The 15142-nt window shown below is 70.4% G+C and carries 16 protein-coding genes and 2 pseudogenes; 12 read left to right on the forward strand and 6 right to left on the reverse strand.

From position 1 onward, the window contains the following. Nucleotides 1–148: 148 nt before the first annotated feature. Both ABD841_RS26210 and ABD841_RS26215 read right to left on the reverse strand, forming a co-directional pair. Nucleotides 149–802, reverse strand: coding sequence for a LysE family translocator (locus ABD841_RS26210; RefSeq protein ID WP_344977216.1), 654 nt, complete (start codon nt 800–802; stop codon nt 149–151). An 88-nt stretch (nt 803–890) separates the two neighbouring features. Next, nucleotides 891–2009: a diaminopropionate ammonia-lyase gene (locus ABD841_RS26215; RefSeq protein WP_344977218.1), complete on the reverse strand. Its 1119-nt coding sequence runs from the start codon at nt 2007–2009 to the stop codon at nt 891–893. Between the two features lie 113 nt (nt 2010–2122). Here ABD841_RS26215 and ABD841_RS26220 point away from each other — a divergent pair, with 113 nt between their 5' ends. Further along, on the forward strand, nt 2123–3049 hold the full coding sequence (locus tag ABD841_RS26220; RefSeq protein WP_344977221.1) for a LysR family transcriptional regulator: 927 nt from the start codon (nt 2123–2125) through the stop codon (nt 3047–3049). Nucleotides 3050–3389: 340 nt separating this feature from the next. Here the strand turns inward: ABD841_RS26220 and ABD841_RS26225 are convergent, their stop codons facing one another. After that, nucleotides 3390–3986 carry a TetR/AcrR family transcriptional regulator gene (locus ABD841_RS26225; RefSeq protein ID WP_344977224.1) on the reverse strand — a complete coding sequence of 199 codons (597 nt, stop codon included), beginning with the start codon at nt 3984–3986 and terminating at the stop codon, nt 3390–3392. Nucleotides 3987–4055: 69 nt separating this feature from the next. Between ABD841_RS26225 and ABD841_RS26230 the strand changes: the two genes are divergently transcribed. The 5 genes and pseudogenes from ABD841_RS26230 to ABD841_RS26250 all read left to right on the forward strand — a co-directional run bounded on the left by ABD841_RS26230 (nt 4056) and on the right by ABD841_RS26250 (nt 7816). Next, nucleotides 4056–4430, forward strand: coding sequence for a nuclear transport factor 2 family protein (locus ABD841_RS26230; RefSeq protein ID WP_344977227.1), 375 nt, complete (start codon nt 4056–4058; stop codon nt 4428–4430). 141 nt (nt 4431–4571) lie between these two features. Then, a pseudogene (locus ABD841_RS40935) lies at nt 4572–4928 on the forward strand (leucine-rich repeat domain-containing protein); the annotation flags it as partial. Nucleotides 4929–5342: 414 nt separating this feature from the next. Further along, nucleotides 5343–5930, forward strand: a complete 588-nt coding sequence (locus ABD841_RS26240; protein WP_344977233.1) for a sugar O-acetyltransferase — start codon at nt 5343–5345, stop codon at nt 5928–5930. Next, nucleotides 5927–6505: a TetR/AcrR family transcriptional regulator gene (locus ABD841_RS26245; protein ID WP_344977236.1), complete on the forward strand. Its 579-nt coding sequence runs from the start codon at nt 5927–5929 to the stop codon at nt 6503–6505. The genes ABD841_RS26240 and ABD841_RS26245 overlap by 4 nt, the downstream gene beginning before the upstream one ends. Before the next feature lie 57 nt (nt 6506–6562). Further along, complete coding sequence (locus ABD841_RS26250) at nt 6563–7816, forward strand: MFS transporter (protein WP_344977239.1); 1254 nt, start codon at nt 6563–6565, stop codon at nt 7814–7816. Nucleotides 7817–7906: 90 nt separating this feature from the next. Here ABD841_RS26250 and ABD841_RS26255 read toward each other — a convergent pair whose 3' ends face one another. From ABD841_RS26255 to ABD841_RS26265, 3 genes are read right to left on the reverse strand one after another with little or no spacing between them, the layout of a single operon-like run. Next, nucleotides 7907–8965: an adenosine deaminase gene (locus tag ABD841_RS26255; RefSeq protein ID WP_344977243.1), complete on the reverse strand. Its 1059-nt coding sequence runs from the start codon at nt 8963–8965 to the stop codon at nt 7907–7909. A 13-nt stretch (nt 8966–8978) separates the two neighbouring features. Next, nucleotides 8979–9959 (reverse strand): nucleoside hydrolase, encoded by a 981-nt coding sequence (locus ABD841_RS26260; protein ID WP_344977246.1) that lies wholly within the window; start codon nt 9957–9959, stop codon nt 8979–8981. Next, nucleotides 9952–10677 (reverse strand): GntR family transcriptional regulator, encoded by a 726-nt coding sequence (locus tag ABD841_RS26265; protein WP_344977249.1) that lies wholly within the window; start codon nt 10675–10677, stop codon nt 9952–9954. The genes ABD841_RS26260 and ABD841_RS26265 overlap by 8 nt, the downstream gene beginning before the upstream one ends. A gap of 838 nt (nt 10678–11515) precedes the next feature. On the opposite strand from ABD841_RS26265, the pseudogene ABD841_RS26270 reads away from it, so the two are divergent. From ABD841_RS26270 to ABD841_RS26295, 6 genes and pseudogenes are all read left to right on the forward strand, one after another. Then, nucleotides 11516–12040 (forward strand): annotated as a pseudogene (locus tag ABD841_RS26270) (class I SAM-dependent methyltransferase); the annotation flags it as partial. Between the two features lie 228 nt (nt 12041–12268). Continuing rightward, on the forward strand, nt 12269–12781 hold the full coding sequence (locus ABD841_RS26275) for a GNAT family N-acetyltransferase (protein WP_344977343.1): 513 nt from the start codon (nt 12269–12271) through the stop codon (nt 12779–12781). Nucleotides 12782–13026: 245 nt separating this feature from the next. Beyond that, complete coding sequence (locus tag ABD841_RS26280) at nt 13027–13158, forward strand: hypothetical protein (protein WP_344977252.1); 132 nt, start codon at nt 13027–13029, stop codon at nt 13156–13158. Between the two features lie 178 nt (nt 13159–13336). Then, a complete protein-coding gene (locus tag ABD841_RS26285; protein ID WP_344977255.1) occupies nt 13337–13882 on the forward strand; it encodes a winged helix-turn-helix domain-containing protein in 546 nt (181 codons plus the stop codon). Nucleotides 13883–14126: 244 nt separating this feature from the next. Beyond that, the gene (locus ABD841_RS26290; protein ID WP_344977258.1) at nt 14127–14405 is read left to right on the forward strand and encodes a transposase; all 279 of its coding nucleotides are present in this window, start codon (nt 14127–14129) and stop codon (nt 14403–14405) included. Nucleotides 14406–14758: 353 nt separating this feature from the next. After that, on the forward strand, nt 14759–15142 hold a 384-nt coding region (locus tag ABD841_RS26295), incomplete at its 3' end, for a DUF6242 domain-containing protein (protein ID WP_344977261.1).

The raw sequence follows: 15142 nt of genomic DNA on the forward strand, positions 1-15142 counted from the left end.
GTGGCAATCGGCGTCCACGGCTTCGGCGGCGAGTCCCTTCTGCAACGACTGCGGCACGCGGACGTTCGTCTGCTGCTCGGCGTACACCACCCCGGTAGGTGCCGCGCCGCCGGGCCGTGGAGGTCGCCCATCCGGTCGATGCGGACGGTCAGCCCGGCCTGTTCCATCCAGGCGACGCCCCGGAGGCGAACGCGGCCGCGAGGCCGAAGCCGATCAGCACGATGCCTGTGATCCGCCCGAGAGCGCGGCGGATCCGCGGCCGTTCCAGGACCGGCCGGATCTTGGAGAGCAGGAACACGTAGCCGCTCAGCCATGCGAGGGTCAGGGCGGCGTGGAGAAGCACGAGGAGCGTCATGGCCCAGACGGCGGGCATCCGGGCGGGGACGAGCGTGGGCAGCAGCCCGGTGTAGAAGACGGCGATCTTCGGGTTGAGGATGTTGCCGACCAGGCCGGTCCGCCACGGGTTGCCGCCGGCGCGGCGGGTGCCGGTGTCGGCCGGGGCGGCGGCCGCGTGGGCGTGGCGGTTCTGCCGCAGCGCCTGCATTCCGAGGAAGACCAGGTAGCCGCCTCCCAGGAGCCTGACGACCAGGTGCGCCGCGGGTGAGGCGGCCAGGACGGCCGCGAGGCCGGCCACGGTCAGCACGCCCCAGACCAGCAGTCCGGCCGTGATGCCGCCCACGGTCCGCAGGGCATCACCAGGCCCGGCCGCGACGGCGCGCCGGGTCACCACCGCCATGTCCGGGCCGGGAACGATGGTCAGCAGGCCGAGGACGCCGAGCGAGGCCGCGAAGTGGGTCAGCACGCCACGGCCTCCCCGGGGGCCGGCCCAGCGGTGGGAGAGGGGACGGAGGTGCGGTTGTTCGACACAGGGATCTTCCGGTGTTGCGCGTTCAGCGATCGACGGCGGGGTACGGGTTGGCGGCCGTGCCCTCGGTGCTCAGCAGCACGACAACCGAGGTCGGGCCGAGCCCCAGTGCGGTGCGGCGTTCCCCGGCGCCGACGCCGGTGAGCACCGCGCGGACGCCGGCGAGCGTGGCGGCCCCGCAGGGGCCCGAGGAGACGCCGAGTGCGGCGAGGTCACCGGCCGCGCGGGCGCTGTCGCCATCGGTGACGGCGACCGCGGCGTCCAGCCCGCCGTGCAGGTAGGGCCAGGCGATGCTGGACGGCGTGCCGCAGTTCAGCCCGGCCATGGTGGTGTCACCGGTGGCGACGCTGACCGGTTCGCCACCGGTGAGGCTTTCCAGGACGCAGGCCGCGGCCTCCGGCTCGACCGACAGCAGCGCCGGAGCCCGCCCGGAAGGACGGCTGCGGTAGTGGGTGACGACGGCCTGGGCCAAGGACCCCACACCCACCGGGACGGCGACCAGTTCCGGCGCCGAAACTCCGGCGGCGGCGAGCTGCTCGTCGATCTCGACACAGAGAGTGGAGTAGCCCTCCACGATCCAGCCGGGGACCTTCTCATAGCCCGGCCAGGCGGTGTCCTGGATCAGGACCGCGTCCGGTGCGGCGGCCGCCTCGGCCGCCTGGCGCACGGCCTCGTCGTAGGAGCCCGGAGCCTGGGTGACCTCCGCCTTCTCGGCGGCGATGGCCGTCACGGCGTCGGGATGGACACCCTTCGGGACGAAGATGTGAGCGCGCCGCCCGAGCAGGCGGGCCGTCCGGGCCACGGCGCGGCCGTGGTTGCCGTCGGTGGCGCTCACCAGCGTGACCGCTCCCGCGTCCTCGCCGCGCGCCGCTCGCTCGGCGAGGACGCGGTGCACCGCCCAGGACACGCCCAGCGCCTTGAAAGCGGGCAGGCCCAGACGGGACGACTCGTCCTTGACGAAGACTCGCCCGACCGCCAGCTCGGCGGCCAGAGACGGGAGTTCGGTCAGCGGGGTCGGGGCGTACTCGGGCAGGGAGGCGTGGAAGGCCTGCGCCTCGGCAGGGGCGGGCACGCAGGTCCAGGACCGGGCGGCGGGCCGCGCCCACCACGGCACCGCGCGGGAGGAAGAAGCTGTCTCGGACACGCAGCCAGCATGCGGCCCGCACATCCGATCAGTCCAGCGAATGTTTCTGACCTATATTCGTCAGCTGAACCGATCAATCAAAGTTCGTCGCGACTCCGGAGAGAGCACCGCCGATGTTCGACCTGCACCGACTGCGCCTGCTGCGCGAGCTCAAACACCGTGGCACCCTCGCGGCCGTCGCCGCCGCCCTCTCCTACAGCCCTTCCTCCGTCTCCCAGCAGCTCTCCCAGCTGGAGGCAGAGGTCGGCGTGCGGCTGCTGGAACCGGTCGGGCGGCGCGTGAGGCTGACCGACCAGGCGGAGATCCTGGTCGCCCACACCGAGGCGGTGCTGGAGCGCCTGGAGCGCGCCGAGGCGGACCTGGCCGCCTCCCTGACCGATCTGACCGGAACCCTGCGTATCGCCTCGTTCCAGACGGCCGCCCTCACCCTGGTGCCCGGCGCACTGAGCCTGCTGCGCGACATCCATCCCGGCCTGCGGATACACGTCACGCAGATGCCACCGGAAATGGCCCTGCCGGCACTTCAGGCCCGCGACTTCGACCTGGTCATCGCCGAGGAGTACCCGGGCAACCCCAACCGGCGTCCCGCCGGACTGGAACAAGAAGACCTGCTCGACGACCCCCTCCGCCTCGCGCTGCCCGCCTCGGCGGGCGACGCCGACGGGAGCGACCCCACGGCGTCACTGCGCTCACTCGCCGACCATCCCTGGGCCATGGAACCCGAGGGCACGGCCGCCCGGCACTGGGCCATGACTCTGTGCCGCACCGCCGGTTTCGAACCCGATGTACGGTTCGAAACCACCGACCTCCTGATCCATCTGCGCCTCGTCGAGCAAGGCCACGCCGCCGCTCTGCTCCCCGACCTCATGTGGAACGGGCAGCCCCCGACCGTGGCGCTGCGCCCGCTTCCCCCCGGCCGGCGGACACGCCGCATCTTCACCGCGGTACGCCGCGGCCGCAGCCAGCACCCCGCCGTCCAGGCATGCCGCCACGCACTGCGGCGAGCGGCCACCCAATCGATGGCGCCGACGGACACGTGAAAGGGGGCCCCGACCTTCGGCGCCAGCCCCCAGGCCGTCACTTCCCGCAGGAGCTCAACCGCCGGCCGCCACTTCTCCGCGTGCCCCGCCTGCTCGAGCATGCCTGGCCTGCTTGGGCATGCCCGTGCGCGCGCGGCGCGGATCGGTGCGCTCATCCCACTGCGGGGACACGAACAGCCGCCAGGACGACGGGCGCGACGCGGTGCCGGTGACCGCCGCGGCGGACCTTGGCGTGAGCGGTGGCCGCCACGGCCCGTGGCCCCCCGGCCACGGTAGCCGGCGTGCCGGGTGCTCCGATCAATATCGAGCGGACATGGGAGGGGCAGGAGGCCGTCGCCGATCAGGGCTCGCGGGCGCCGTACACGCGCAGGATGCTGTGGCGCAGCGCTGCCGCCGTCTGCGCGGTGGTCATGCGGCCGGCGGGGACCTCGCCGCCGGCCGCATGACCGAGCGCGATGGTCGCGGAGACCAGCCAGGCCGGGTTGAGGGTGCCGTCGAACTCGCCGGTGGCCTGGCCGCGCCTGATCAGCCTCTCAAGACGCTCGATGATCGGGGCATGCCGGCGGTCGGAGTCCGCCGGGTCGGCGGCGGTCGCCAAGGGGTGCAGGAGCAGCGGGTACCGGTCGAACAGCAGCCAGGTGACGTCCAGCCAGCGCAGCAGCGCCTCCCTGGCGGTGCCGCTGTCCACGTCGGCGGCGTCGAGGGCGGCGACGGCTTCGGCGGTGATGTGGCCGATGACCGCGGCCACCAGCAACGGCCGGGACGGGTAATGGGCGTACACGGTCTGGCGGGTGACGCCGGCTGCGGCGGCGACCTGTTCCACCTTCGCGTCCGGATGCCGGCCGAGCACCTGGACGGCGGCGGCGAGTACGGCGGCGGCGCTGCGCTCGGCGTCCGAACGCCGCCGGCGGCGCCGGCCACCTGTTATCTCTGACACGTTGTCTGATCTACCTCCTCGCATTATCGTAGACGCCATGTCAAAGATAAGTCGCCTCAAGGAGACCGAATGACGCCCCGCACCGATCTGGCCGGCTATCTGGTCCGCTATCCACAGGAGGCAGGGCTGGGTGACGAGGATGCGGCGACCGTGCTGGACCGTTATCACACGCCGGACTACGAGCTGGTCAACGACGGTGTGCGGCTGGACCGGAAGCGGCTGCTCGACCACATCCGCCCGGCCCGCAAACGGGCCGCCGGTCTCCGTGTCGAGGTGGAGCAGGCACTGGTGGACGGTGACCAGGTCGCCGCCCGGTACCGGCTCATCGCGGAACTGCGTAAGGGCGGCACCATCACCACCGAGATCTACATGTTCGGGGAGTTGGCTGCCGACGGTCGGCTGCGCCGCGCCATCCAAGCCACCCGGACGATCCCATCCGAATAGTTCCACAGGCACGTCAAGCAGCGCCTCGAGGTCGAGTCCTCGGGGCGATGTGAAAACCTCGACGAGGTAGGTGCCGTCGGTGGTTCGCGGAGCTGACGAACAAGCGGATACGGCGGGGCGTGCACAGGTCGGCTCAGCACGCTCGACCTGGCCGGTCTCCGCCTGTGGACAGTTCCCGAGTCGCTGGGCGACCTCGCTCACCTGACCGCCCTCAACCTGCACGGTAACCAGCTGACCGCCCTGCCCACATCACTGGGCGACCTCACCGCCCTCACCAGCCTCTACCGGGACGTCAACAAGTTGACCGCCGTGCCCGAAACGCTGGGCGACCTCACCTCGCTCGTCACGCTCGAACTGAGCGACAACATGCTGGATACTCTGCCCGAAACACTGGACGACCTCCCCAACCTCACCACGCTCGAACTGAGCGAAAATCATTTCAAGGTGTCCGCTCAGGGTTTCGGCACGGGGGGACGGAACGAGTACTGGAGACCCTGACGAGGCCGGTGCCGGAGTCGACGCCGGAAGACGGGATCACCGGTCACCTCAGCCCTCGACCCAGGTCCGTGCGACCAGCGGAAAGGAGAGCGTCCGCGCAGGTCGGGAAGGTGTGCCTGCGCAGAGGCATCGACCCGTCGGATCCGTCGCAGTTCCTCAGCGCAAGCCGCTGACCTGCGTCTTCTCTCGTTGGTGGCTGGTGACACGTTTCTTGACGGAACCCCCGGGCGTGGGGTGGGGCCAGGCACTGATCGGCAAAAACCATGGTTGTTCGACGATTCTCCCTTCGCCGGCTGCGCGCGGGCATGGCGCCGGGGGCGCGGTGCCGACGCCGTGCGTGCGCGCCTGAGCGTTACCGACGCCGCATCTTCCCCATTATGTACAGGCGTACGTACTATATGTACACTCGTACACATGACATCTGATCCGGCTGGTCGCTCGATGCGCGAGCGAATGCTCGCCGGTGACCTGTACATCGCCGACGACCCGGAGCTGGCCGAGCACATGCTGCGGGCCATGGACCTGATGGACGCCTTCAACGCGACGTCGGCCCGCGACCCGCAAGAGCGGCGCCGGCTGCTCACCGAGCTGCTCGGCGCGGTCGGCGAGGGCACGGTGATCAGGCCGCCGCTGCGGGTCGACTACGGCAGCCACATCCGCATCGGCGCCCGGTCGTTCGCCAACTTCGGTCTCGTCGCACTCGACGTCGCGCCGATCACCATCGGCGACGACGTGCAGATCGGCACGAACGTCCAGCTGCTCACCCCGACGCACCCGGTCGATCCGGAGCTCCGCCGGGTCAAGTGGGAGGCCGCCGGACCGATCACCATCGGCGACAACGTGTGGCTGGGCAGCGGGGCGATCATCCTGGCCGGGGTCACGATCGGGGAGAACACCGTCGTCGGCGCCGGCGCGGTAGTCACCCGTGACCTGTCGGCGAACGTCGTGGCGGTGGGCAATCCCGCCCGCGTGATCCGCACGATCGAGCCGGGCACGGCATGAGCGGCCCCGCCGCCACCCCGCGGCCGTCAGTCCCACGGCGGCCTCGTCGGCACGACCCCGCACGGCGGGACCGGCTGATCGACGCCGCCCTCGCCGTCATCGCCGAGCGCGGCGTCGCCGGGACAACGCACCGGGAGATCGCCCGCGTCGCGGACGTGCCGCTGGGCTCGATGACCTACCACTTCACCTCCCTGGAGGAGGTCCTCATCGAGGCGTTCACCCGGCACGCCGAGTCGGTGGCCCGCGTCTTCGACGAGCGTCTGGGCGCCGCCCGGGATCGTGACGCGGCGGTCGAGGCCGTCATCACGCTGGTCTCGGACGACCTGCTCGGCTCACGGCACGACCTCGTCCTCAGCGTGGAGTTGTACGTGGCCGCAGCGCGTAACCCCGTCCTGAAAGCCGTCACCCAGGCGTGGATGGCGCGCAGCCGCCAGGCGCTGGAACGCCACTTCGACGCCACCACCGCCCGGGAACTGGACGCGCTCATCGAAGGGCTCGTGCTGCACAGCGCCCTGTCGACCGACCCGATGACGCCCGAGCAGATCCGCCATGCCATCCACCGATACCTGCGCTGACCCCTCTCCCCCTCCCCTTCCCGCTCTTCGCCTGCACCTCCGTGATCGGAAAAGCCGATGTCCGCTGCCGCCCTTCCTCTCACCCCGCCTGCCGCGCCCACGCGGCAGGCGCGCCTGGCCCGCGCCGCCGTCGCTGCGGTGTTCCTGACCAACGGTGCCCTGTTCGCCAACGTCGTGCCGCGATACCCGCAGATCAAGGCCGACCTCGGCCTGAGCAACGCCGTCCTCGGTACCGCACTGGCCGCGTTGCCGCTCGGCGCGCTGCTGGCCGGGCTTCTCGCGGCCGCCGCGATCCGCCGCTTCCGCTCCGCACGCGTGGCGGCGCTCGGGGTCGTGCTGCTCGCCGCCACGACGCTGGTCATCCCCATCGCGCCGAACTGGATCACCTTCGCCGCCGTGCTGTTCGCCGTCGGCGCCCTCGACGCCATCGTCGACGTCGCGCAGAACGCGCACGGTCTGCGGGTGCAGCGCCTCTACGGCCGGTCCATCGTCAACTCCCTGCACGGCGTGTGGAGCATCGGCGCGGTCCTGGGCGGCCTGATGGGCTCGGCCGCCGCCGGCCTCCGCGTCCCCCTCATGGTCCACCTGAGCGTCTCCGCAGTGCTGTTCAGCGTCGTCGCCCTGGTCGCCTACCGGTTCCTGCTGCCCGGCCCGGAAGATACCGGACGCCCCGCCGAAGCCCCGGACCCCGCCGCTGCCGACGGCCACCCGGACGCCCCGCCCGCCCGTCGCGGGGGCCGGCGCGCCTTCGCCGGCGCGACCACGCGGATGCTCGCCGCGCTCGGTGTGCTGGCCGCCTGCGGCGCACTCGTCGAGGATGCCGGCGCGTCCTGGGGCGCCATCTACCTCAGCGGCGACCTGCGCACCGATGCCGCCACCGCCGGCCTGGCCTTCGTGGCGCTCCAGGTCGCCATGACCGTCGGCCGCCTCGCCGGCGACCGCGCCGTGGACCGCTTCGGCCAGCGCACCGTCGTCCGCACCGGAGGGGCCCTGGCCGCCGTCGGCATGGGCGCCGCCCTGGCCGTGCCGTCGGTCGCGACCGCGCTGACCGGTTTCGCCCTGGCCGGGCTCGGTGTCGCCACCCTCGTCCCTGCCGCCATGCACACCGCTGACGAACTGCCCGGGCTGCCCGCCGGCACCGGCCTGACCATCGTCAGCTGGCTGCTGCGTGGAGGGTTCCTGCTGTCCCCACCCCTCGTCGGCTTCGTCGCCGACCTCGTCAGCCTGCGCGTCGGCCTGCTCTCCGTCGTCCTGGCCGGCGTCATCACCGTCGTCCTCGCCCGCGTCCTGGTGAACCGCACGCCTGCCTAGGTTGCATGGGCGGCCCTCGTCGTACGGTGCTCGCCGACGTCGGGGAGCGGGTGAAGCGGCGGTGATCCGCCCCACCCGCTCCCGGGCCTCTCACATCAGCCCGCGGTCCCGGTACCAGCCGGTGACGCGGTCGCGCAGGCTCCGACGTTCGTCGGGAGGCAGGAACGCGCCGTGCGCCGCGACCGTGGTCATGCGGACCACGTCGGACCACGTGAGGTCCTGGTGACGGGCGAGCTCGTGGAAGTCCTGGGTGAGCGTGGTCTGGCTCATCAGGCGATTGTCGGTGTTGACGGTCACCGCAAAGCCCGCTCTCGAAAGGCGGAGCGCGGGATGCTGCCGGAACGACGCCGCCGCGCCGGTGTGCACGTTCGACGAGGGCGATGTCTCCAAGATGATCCGCTGATCGCGGACACGGCGGGCGGTCGCGCTGTCGAGGTCCTCAACGATGCGAACACCATGGCCGAGCCGTTCGGCGCCGCAGTCGAGCGCGGCCTGGATCGACGCGAGGCCGTCGCCCTCACCTGCATGGATGGTGACGTGGATGCCCCGCTCACGCAGGCCGAGGAAGGTCTCCCGGAACTTCCGCGCCGAGTTGCCCGCCTCCGGACCGCCGAGGTCGAAAGCGACGACCCGGGTGTTCTTGGCACCGTGAACGAGCTCGGCGGCTTGCCGCACGTAGGCGCGGTCACGCATCGCGCAGACGATCACGCGTACGTCGATGCGTCCCGCCGCCTCCTCCACTCCTTCTCTCGTGCCGGCCAGGACCGCGTCCAGCACCTGGGCGCCGGTGAGCCCACGCTGAAGGTGAAGTTCGGGGGCGAACCGGGTCTCCGCATAGACGACTCCGTCGGCCGCGAGATCCTGCACGTTCTCCCTGGCGGCTCGTACGAGGGCCTGGCGAGTCTGCAGCACGCCGTAGGCGTGGTGGAACCCGGAGAGGTAGACGGGGAGCGACGAACTCTCGCGGGCCCTGGCGAACCAACGGCGCAGTTCCTCCGGATCCATGCTGGGCAGGTCGCGGTACCCGTCACGAGCGGCGAGATCCACAATGGTCGAGGGGCGCAGGCCGCCGTCGAGGTGGTCGTGCAGGAGGACTTTCGGCGCCTCAAGCAGCTCGTCAAAACCGGGCCGGGCATCGAGGTGAAGCACAACGACTCCTTCGTCATCGGGTGAGGACGTCCAGGCAGTGCCGATAGAACCGGTCGGGGTCCACGGCGACGGCGGATCTGACCGGCCGCCCGGCGGCGTCGCGCACGGTGCGCCCCTGGCCGGCTCCCTCGGTGACGACGTCGCAGTGGACCACGTCGAAGTCACAGATGCCGGGCTCGGCCAGGTACGAGGTGGTGAGGCTGTCCCAGCAGCAGTAGGGCAGGCCCGTGGTCTCGAGGGTGCCGAACGTCAGCGCGAGCAGCGACCCGGCCAGGTCGCTGAGCGGCTTGCCGTAGTGGCGGCCGAAGGCGTGGGCGAAGGCGGTGGTCACCGGGACCCGGTCGGTCACGTCCAGGGGGAAGAGCGTGATGGGGAGCGACGAGTCGAAGACACGCTTGGCGGCTTCGGGGTCCCAGTAGACGTTCCACTCCGCGGAGCCATCGTGCCCGGGCTGATCGACGTTGCCCGGGACGTCCAGGGCTCCGCCCATGAACACCACTTCCTCGATCCTGGCCTCGACCTCCGGGTGGTGATCGAGGCACCAGGCGAGATTGGTCAGCGGGCCGGTGGCGAGGACGGTGACGGGTTCGCCCGCCTCCAGCAACCACGCGGCGAGGCGCTCGTGGGCAGGAAGCGCGCCGGCCGGCGGCCCGGCCGCCGTGGTCGTGGAAGGCGCGACCGGCGGGGTCGCCGGCTCGCGCCGGTTGAGCACGGGTAACGCGTCGACCCGAAGGGCGTCGACGCGCCAGACGAGCGGGAAGGGATTGCGCCCCGCCAGCTCGCCGACGGCCGTGGGCACATGCGGCAACCCGGTCAGCTCGAGGATCTTGCGGGTGGCCGACAGGGCCGGCGCGGGCAGGCAGTCGGCCGGTGTGACGGTGACCCCGCGCAGGTCGACCGTGTCGTACTGGGTGAGGAGGAGGAGCGACAGGAGGTCGTCGAGAGCGCCGTCGTGGTCGAAGAGCACCGGGCGGCGGGCCGTGCGGCTAGTCACGGCGCCTCACCAGGTGGAAGGCGAAGTCGGTGCCCCTGTGGTAGTCCTCGGAGTAGAGCAACGGCTGCCCTCCGCTGTCGTGGTGGGTCTGCAGCAGCGCCAGCCAGGCCCCGCCGGATTCCTCGCGCCCGACCCGTGCCGCCTGCTCATCGGTCAGGGTGACGGCCCGGACATGCGTCACCGCGTACGCGATGGTGTGCCCATGCTCGGTGAAGAGCTGAAACAGCGACCCGGTCCAGTCGACCTCGTCCAGTGGGCGCGGGATCAGCGACCGGGAGAAGAAGTCGATCGAATAGAGCAGCACGTCATGCTCGTGCCGGCGCAAACGCTCCAGCCGTACGATCGCCTGCCCGGCCGACAACCGCAGGATCTCACGCTGGCGGCTGTCGGGCTCCAGGACCGAGACGCCAAGCACCGTGTTGTCCCCCTTGTAGCCGCGGCTGGCCAGCATCTCGGTGACGCCTTCCAGCCGGGTCAGCGGCCGATCGAGGCTGGGCTGGGAGGTCAGGTAACGCCCGTCGCCGTGGCGCGTCTGGATGAGTCCTTCCTGCTCGAGGAGTTTGAGAGCCTCACGGACACTCGTGCGGCCCACGTTGAAGCGTGCGATCAGGTCGTTCTCGGAGGGCAGCTTGTCGCCGGGGCGCAATCCCTCCTCGACGACCAGAGTCCGGAGCCGGTCGCGGACCTGCACGGCCAGGGTCCGATGTCGCCGAGTCACGTCGATCTCTCCTTCACGACCGGGCCTGCGGTGCCTCTCACGAGCGGATGGCCGGTGATGACGCAGGCCGGGACACATCCCTGCTGCTCGAGCGAGCGCCGGTCTGTCCCGTTCACTCCAGTGGCCACCATAGTGGGGATTAGACAGATGAGTGTCAACACTCATCAGACAAGTCCTGCCAAATGTCGTGGCCGCTTGCCGGGTGGGCAGAGGCCGCACCATCCACGGTCCGCAGGGCCATCTGTATCGCTCCTCCGAGGCGGAGCCGAACGGAACCGTCTCGTTCAGGATGTTCTCCTGTCCGATCGGCGAGAGCGTCCTGGAGCACAACGGCACTGCCGGGGACCGGACCCACCTCCACCGGCGAACTCGCCCCGTGACGACCTGCGGCAGGAGCCGGAACACGAGGTTCCTGACCCTCCGGCGCAGGAACCCGTGGCAGGCATTCCGCCGGGAGTGTTAAGCTACTGATCGTTTGGTGTCGGATTGCCGGATGAGAGGGAGGTGAGGTCTGATGACCGCGGTGAAGACCGCTGCCGTGTGCAGCGCCCGGACATTCCTCACGTCCCGGGCCCCGGTCTGACCCACTTCTTCCCCTCGCCGTGAGCCGTCCGGCTTACGAGGCGGGGGTGGTGTCTGCGTCTCGTCGGGGCCCCTTCCCGCAAGGTGTCTCACGTTGCCCAATCCCTTCACGGATCCTTCCGACGCCGGCCTGTCCCGGTACGGACGGACGGAAACACTCCACAACGCCTGCGCCGAACACCGCGAGACCGGCCTGGTACCGGCCCGGATCTCGCCGGTGGATCGCGGTCTGCGTGACGCGGTCACCGACCCCGTCGTGGCGGCGTTCTTCGCTCTGCACCACGGCCTGCCCCGCCAGGGTCCCGGCTCCGACGCGACCACCCGCCGGCTGCTGGCCCTGGCCGGACCGCTTCCGCCGCGTCCGCGCGTGCTGGACATCGGCTGCGGGCCGGGCCGCGCCTGCCTGGTGCTGGCCGAGGAGGCCGCCGCCGAGGTTACCGCGCTCGATGTGCACCAGCCGTTCCTCGACGAGCTGACACAAGCCGCCGCCGCCCGCGGCGTCGGCCACGCCGTCCGCATCGTCCGGGCGTCGATGGCGGACCTGCCCTTCCCCGATGAGAGCTTCGATCTGATCTGGGCTGAAGGATCCGCCTACCACATCGGCTTCGACACCGCGCTGCGCTCCTGGCGGCGGCTGCTCGCCCCCGGCGGCACGCTGGTCGTCACCGAATGCGAATGGACCACCGATTCCCCGTCCGCCGAGGCACGGGTGTTCTGGGACCGGCACTACCGGCTGCGCACCCAGGACCGGAACGCCGCCGCGGCGCGCGCTGCCGGATATGCCGTCACCGCGCTGTACCCGCTCCCCGACAACGACTGGTTCGAGGAGTACTACACGCCGCTGTCGGAACGAGCCCACGCGGCCGACCTCACCGTGGCCGGGATGCGCGAAGCGGTCGCGGCCACCCTGCAAGAGATCGCCATGCGCCACGAGCACGGCACGGACTACCAGTACACCGGCTACGTCCTGCGCCCGCAGGCGAGCACAGAAACGGACTCGAACACTCCCATGACCACTTCCTGGATCACCCGCCCCGAGACCACCGCCGACCTCGCCCAGATCCGCGAGGTCAACCTCGCCGCCTTCCCCACCGCTCACGAGGCCGACCTGGTCGAGGCCCTGCGCGCCGACCGGCAGGCGTGGATCCCCGGCCTGTCCTGGGTCACCGAGGCGCCCGACGGCTCCATCGCCGGATTCGCGCTGCTCACCCGCTGCCACGTCGACGGCTCTCCGGCGCTCACCCTGGGCCCGTGCGCCGTACGGCCCGAGCACCAGCGGCGCGGCGCCGGTTCGGCCGCCATTCACGCCGCCCTCGACGCCGCCCGGCAGCAGGGCGAAAACCTCGTGCTCGTGCTCGGCCACGCCGAGTACTACCCCCGCTTCGGCTTCGTCCCGGCCTCGCGCCATGCCATCCGACCGCCCTTCGACGTCGAGGACAAGTACATGATGGCGCTCGTCTTCGACCCCACCCGGCCCGTGCCGTCCGGCACCATCCGCTACCCGGCGGCGTTCGGAGTCTGACCGGGCCCTCCTGGACGAGACCGCGGCCATCCGGCGGTTCGGCGCTCTCGGCCACTCCCGGGCCACGGCGGGCATCGATGGCGTCGAGGCGGCGATGGGTGCCGTCTTTGCGGGGTTTGAGATAGCGCTGGAGGGTGCGGCGGTTCTCATGGCCGGACCGGTTCATCAGGTCGGCCTCGGTGGCGCCATCCTCACCGGCGTGCGTCAGCCGCGAGTGACGCAGGTCGTGCAGGTCCCATCCGCCGGTGGCGGCGCTGTCGAGCGCGCTGACCGGCTTCGAGGAACTCGGCGAACGGTGGGGCCTGGCGATCACGTTGAGCACCCTGAACTCGGCGGTGCAGCGGGCCGGCGAACCGGCCGGGGATCATGGGCAGTGAACCGCGGTGCTTGACTTGGCGGGCCGCCTCACCGATGTAGGCGTCGCCGTCGCGGATATGCCGGTCGAGGAGCTCTCGCCTGATCTCGCTGGTGACGTCCTTGCTGCTGAGCTTGAAAGACCGGTGTTACGGCGGGGGCGCCGGGCGGTGGCTTACGGCGATCGGTTATCCCGGAGGTATGAGGTATGCCGAGGGCGGCGGGCTGACCGCCGCAGAACGCGCCCGGCGGGAGCGGTTGCGTTTCGCGGCCGCGGACCTGTTCGCGCAAGGAGTGCCGGCGCCGGAGGTGGCGCGGCGGTTTCGGGTGAGCCGGATGTCGGCCAATCGCTGGTACCGCGCCTGGCAGGCCGGTGGTGTGGAGGCGCTGGCCTCCAGGGGGCCGGGCGGGGAGAAGTGCCGGTTGGATGAGCGGCGCCTGCAGCGGCTGCGGGCCGAGTTGGAGCGTGGTCCGGCTGCGCACGGATACCTCGAGGACCAGCGTTGGACGCTGGCCCGGGTCGCCGACCTGATCGCGGTCTTGTTCCGCGTCCGCTACACCCTGCGCGGGGTGTCGTATCTGCTGCACCGCCTCGGCTGGAGTCCGCAGATTCCCGTGCAGCGGGCCGTTGAGCGCGGCGAGGGGGTGATCGAGTCGTGGGTCGCCGAGGAATGGCCGGTGATAAAAGGGCGGCGCTCGACCTGGGCGCCTGGCTGTGCTGGGAAGACGAGGCCGGGCAGAGTCTGAGACCGCCCAGGGCGACCACTTGGGCGCCGCGCGGCCGCACTCCGGTGGTGACGGTGACCGGCAAGGGCTATGGCAGGGTGGCGCCGGCCGGGCTGGTGTGCGCCAAGCCGGGTGAGCGTACCCGGCTGATGTATCGGGTCCTGATCCGGCGTGGGCAGCCGGGTGAGGCCAAGGGCTCGGCCCTGCGCGGTTCACGGCGCTGCTGGATGCCGCTCATGCCCAGCTCGGTGGCGCGCTCGTGCTGGTGTGGGACAATGACCGCCGGCACCTGTCACGGGCGATGCGCACCGCGATCGAGGCCCGCCCCTGGCTGACGGTCTTCCAGCTGCCCGCCTACGCCCCGGAGCTGAACCCTGCCGAAGGGGTGTGGTCGGTCCTCAAACGCGGCTTGGCCAACCTCGCTCCCCATGACACCGACCAGCTCACCATGCTGATCAAGACCAAACTCAAACGGATGCGGTATCGTCCCGTGCTGCTCGACGGCTTCATCGCCCAGACCGGCCTCATCCTCAAACCGCCGTAACCTCAGCCTTTCAAACTCAGCCACACGCGGATTTCTGCAACAACTTTTAGTCGAAAGCCCGCTTGGTCACAGTGTGCCACCACCCAAACTGGACCCTTTGAGTAGCCGCTAAAAAATCATGATGCGCGGACTTGACGAGCGCCTTCCCGCCATCAAATATCTAAGAAGATCTGCTCTTGGAGAGCGAAGCGTTGAGCCGATCATCATCAGCGATACCAGTGTCGAAGGACTAGAACGGAGTCCCCGCATTCCGGCCTGGCGTATTGCGTCGCCCTTGATGTGCGATCTCATCTTCTCGGGAACCGAAAAGTTCGTACTGCACTAAAATCGATCGAGAGGGGATGGAAAAACAAATGGCTGACCTGAATCTCCGGTACCTGTCCTATGACGGTATGGCATGGAGCACTGGCGCCCCGATACCCAACACCCAATCGGTGGCCGCTCCAGCCCTGGCGGTTTTCAACGACCGTCTGTACTGTGTGCATCGGGGCGGTAATGACGCCACTCTGTGGTACACGTCATTCGACGGAGGCAAGTGGACGCCCGACAACCCGATCTCGAACTACCAATCGGCGGCCGGTCCGGGGATCGCGGTATTCGACAACAAGCTGTACTGCGCGTATCGACCCGTTGGTGACGCCAACCTCCGGTACACGTCTTTCGATGGCACCAGTTGGAGTGCCGACGCCCTGATACCCAACACCCAATCCGTGGCCCAGCCCTGGCGGTTTTCAACC

Origin of the sequence: Streptosporangium fragile (assembly GCF_039534445.1) — a bacterium.
Lineage (GTDB): Bacteria > Actinomycetota > Actinomycetes > Streptosporangiales > Streptosporangiaceae > Streptosporangium > Streptosporangium fragile.

Bases quoted from the DNA above. Each gene is read 5' to 3' on its own strand.
- ABD841_RS26220 (WP_344977221.1), top strand. From the start codon at position 2,123: ATGTTCGACCTGCACCGACTGCGCCTGCTGCGCGAGCTCAAACACCGT.
- ABD841_RS26230 (WP_344977227.1), top strand. From the start codon at position 4,056: ATGACGCCCCGCACCGATCTGGCCGGCTATCTGGTCCGCTATCCACAG.
- ABD841_RS26240 (WP_344977233.1), top strand. From the start codon at position 5,343: ATGACATCTGATCCGGCTGGTCGCTCGATGCGCGAGCGAATGCTCGCC.
- ABD841_RS26245 (WP_344977236.1), top strand. From the start codon at position 5,927: ATGAGCGGCCCCGCCGCCACCCCGCGGCCGTCAGTCCCACGGCGGCCT.
- ABD841_RS26250 (WP_344977239.1), top strand. From the start codon at position 6,563: ATGTCCGCTGCCGCCCTTCCTCTCACCCCGCCTGCCGCGCCCACGCGG.
- ABD841_RS26275 (WP_344977343.1), top strand. From the start codon at position 12,269: ATGACCACTTCCTGGATCACCCGCCCCGAGACCACCGCCGACCTCGCC.
- ABD841_RS26285 (WP_344977255.1), top strand. From the start codon at position 13,337: ATGAGGTATGCCGAGGGCGGCGGGCTGACCGCCGCAGAACGCGCCCGG.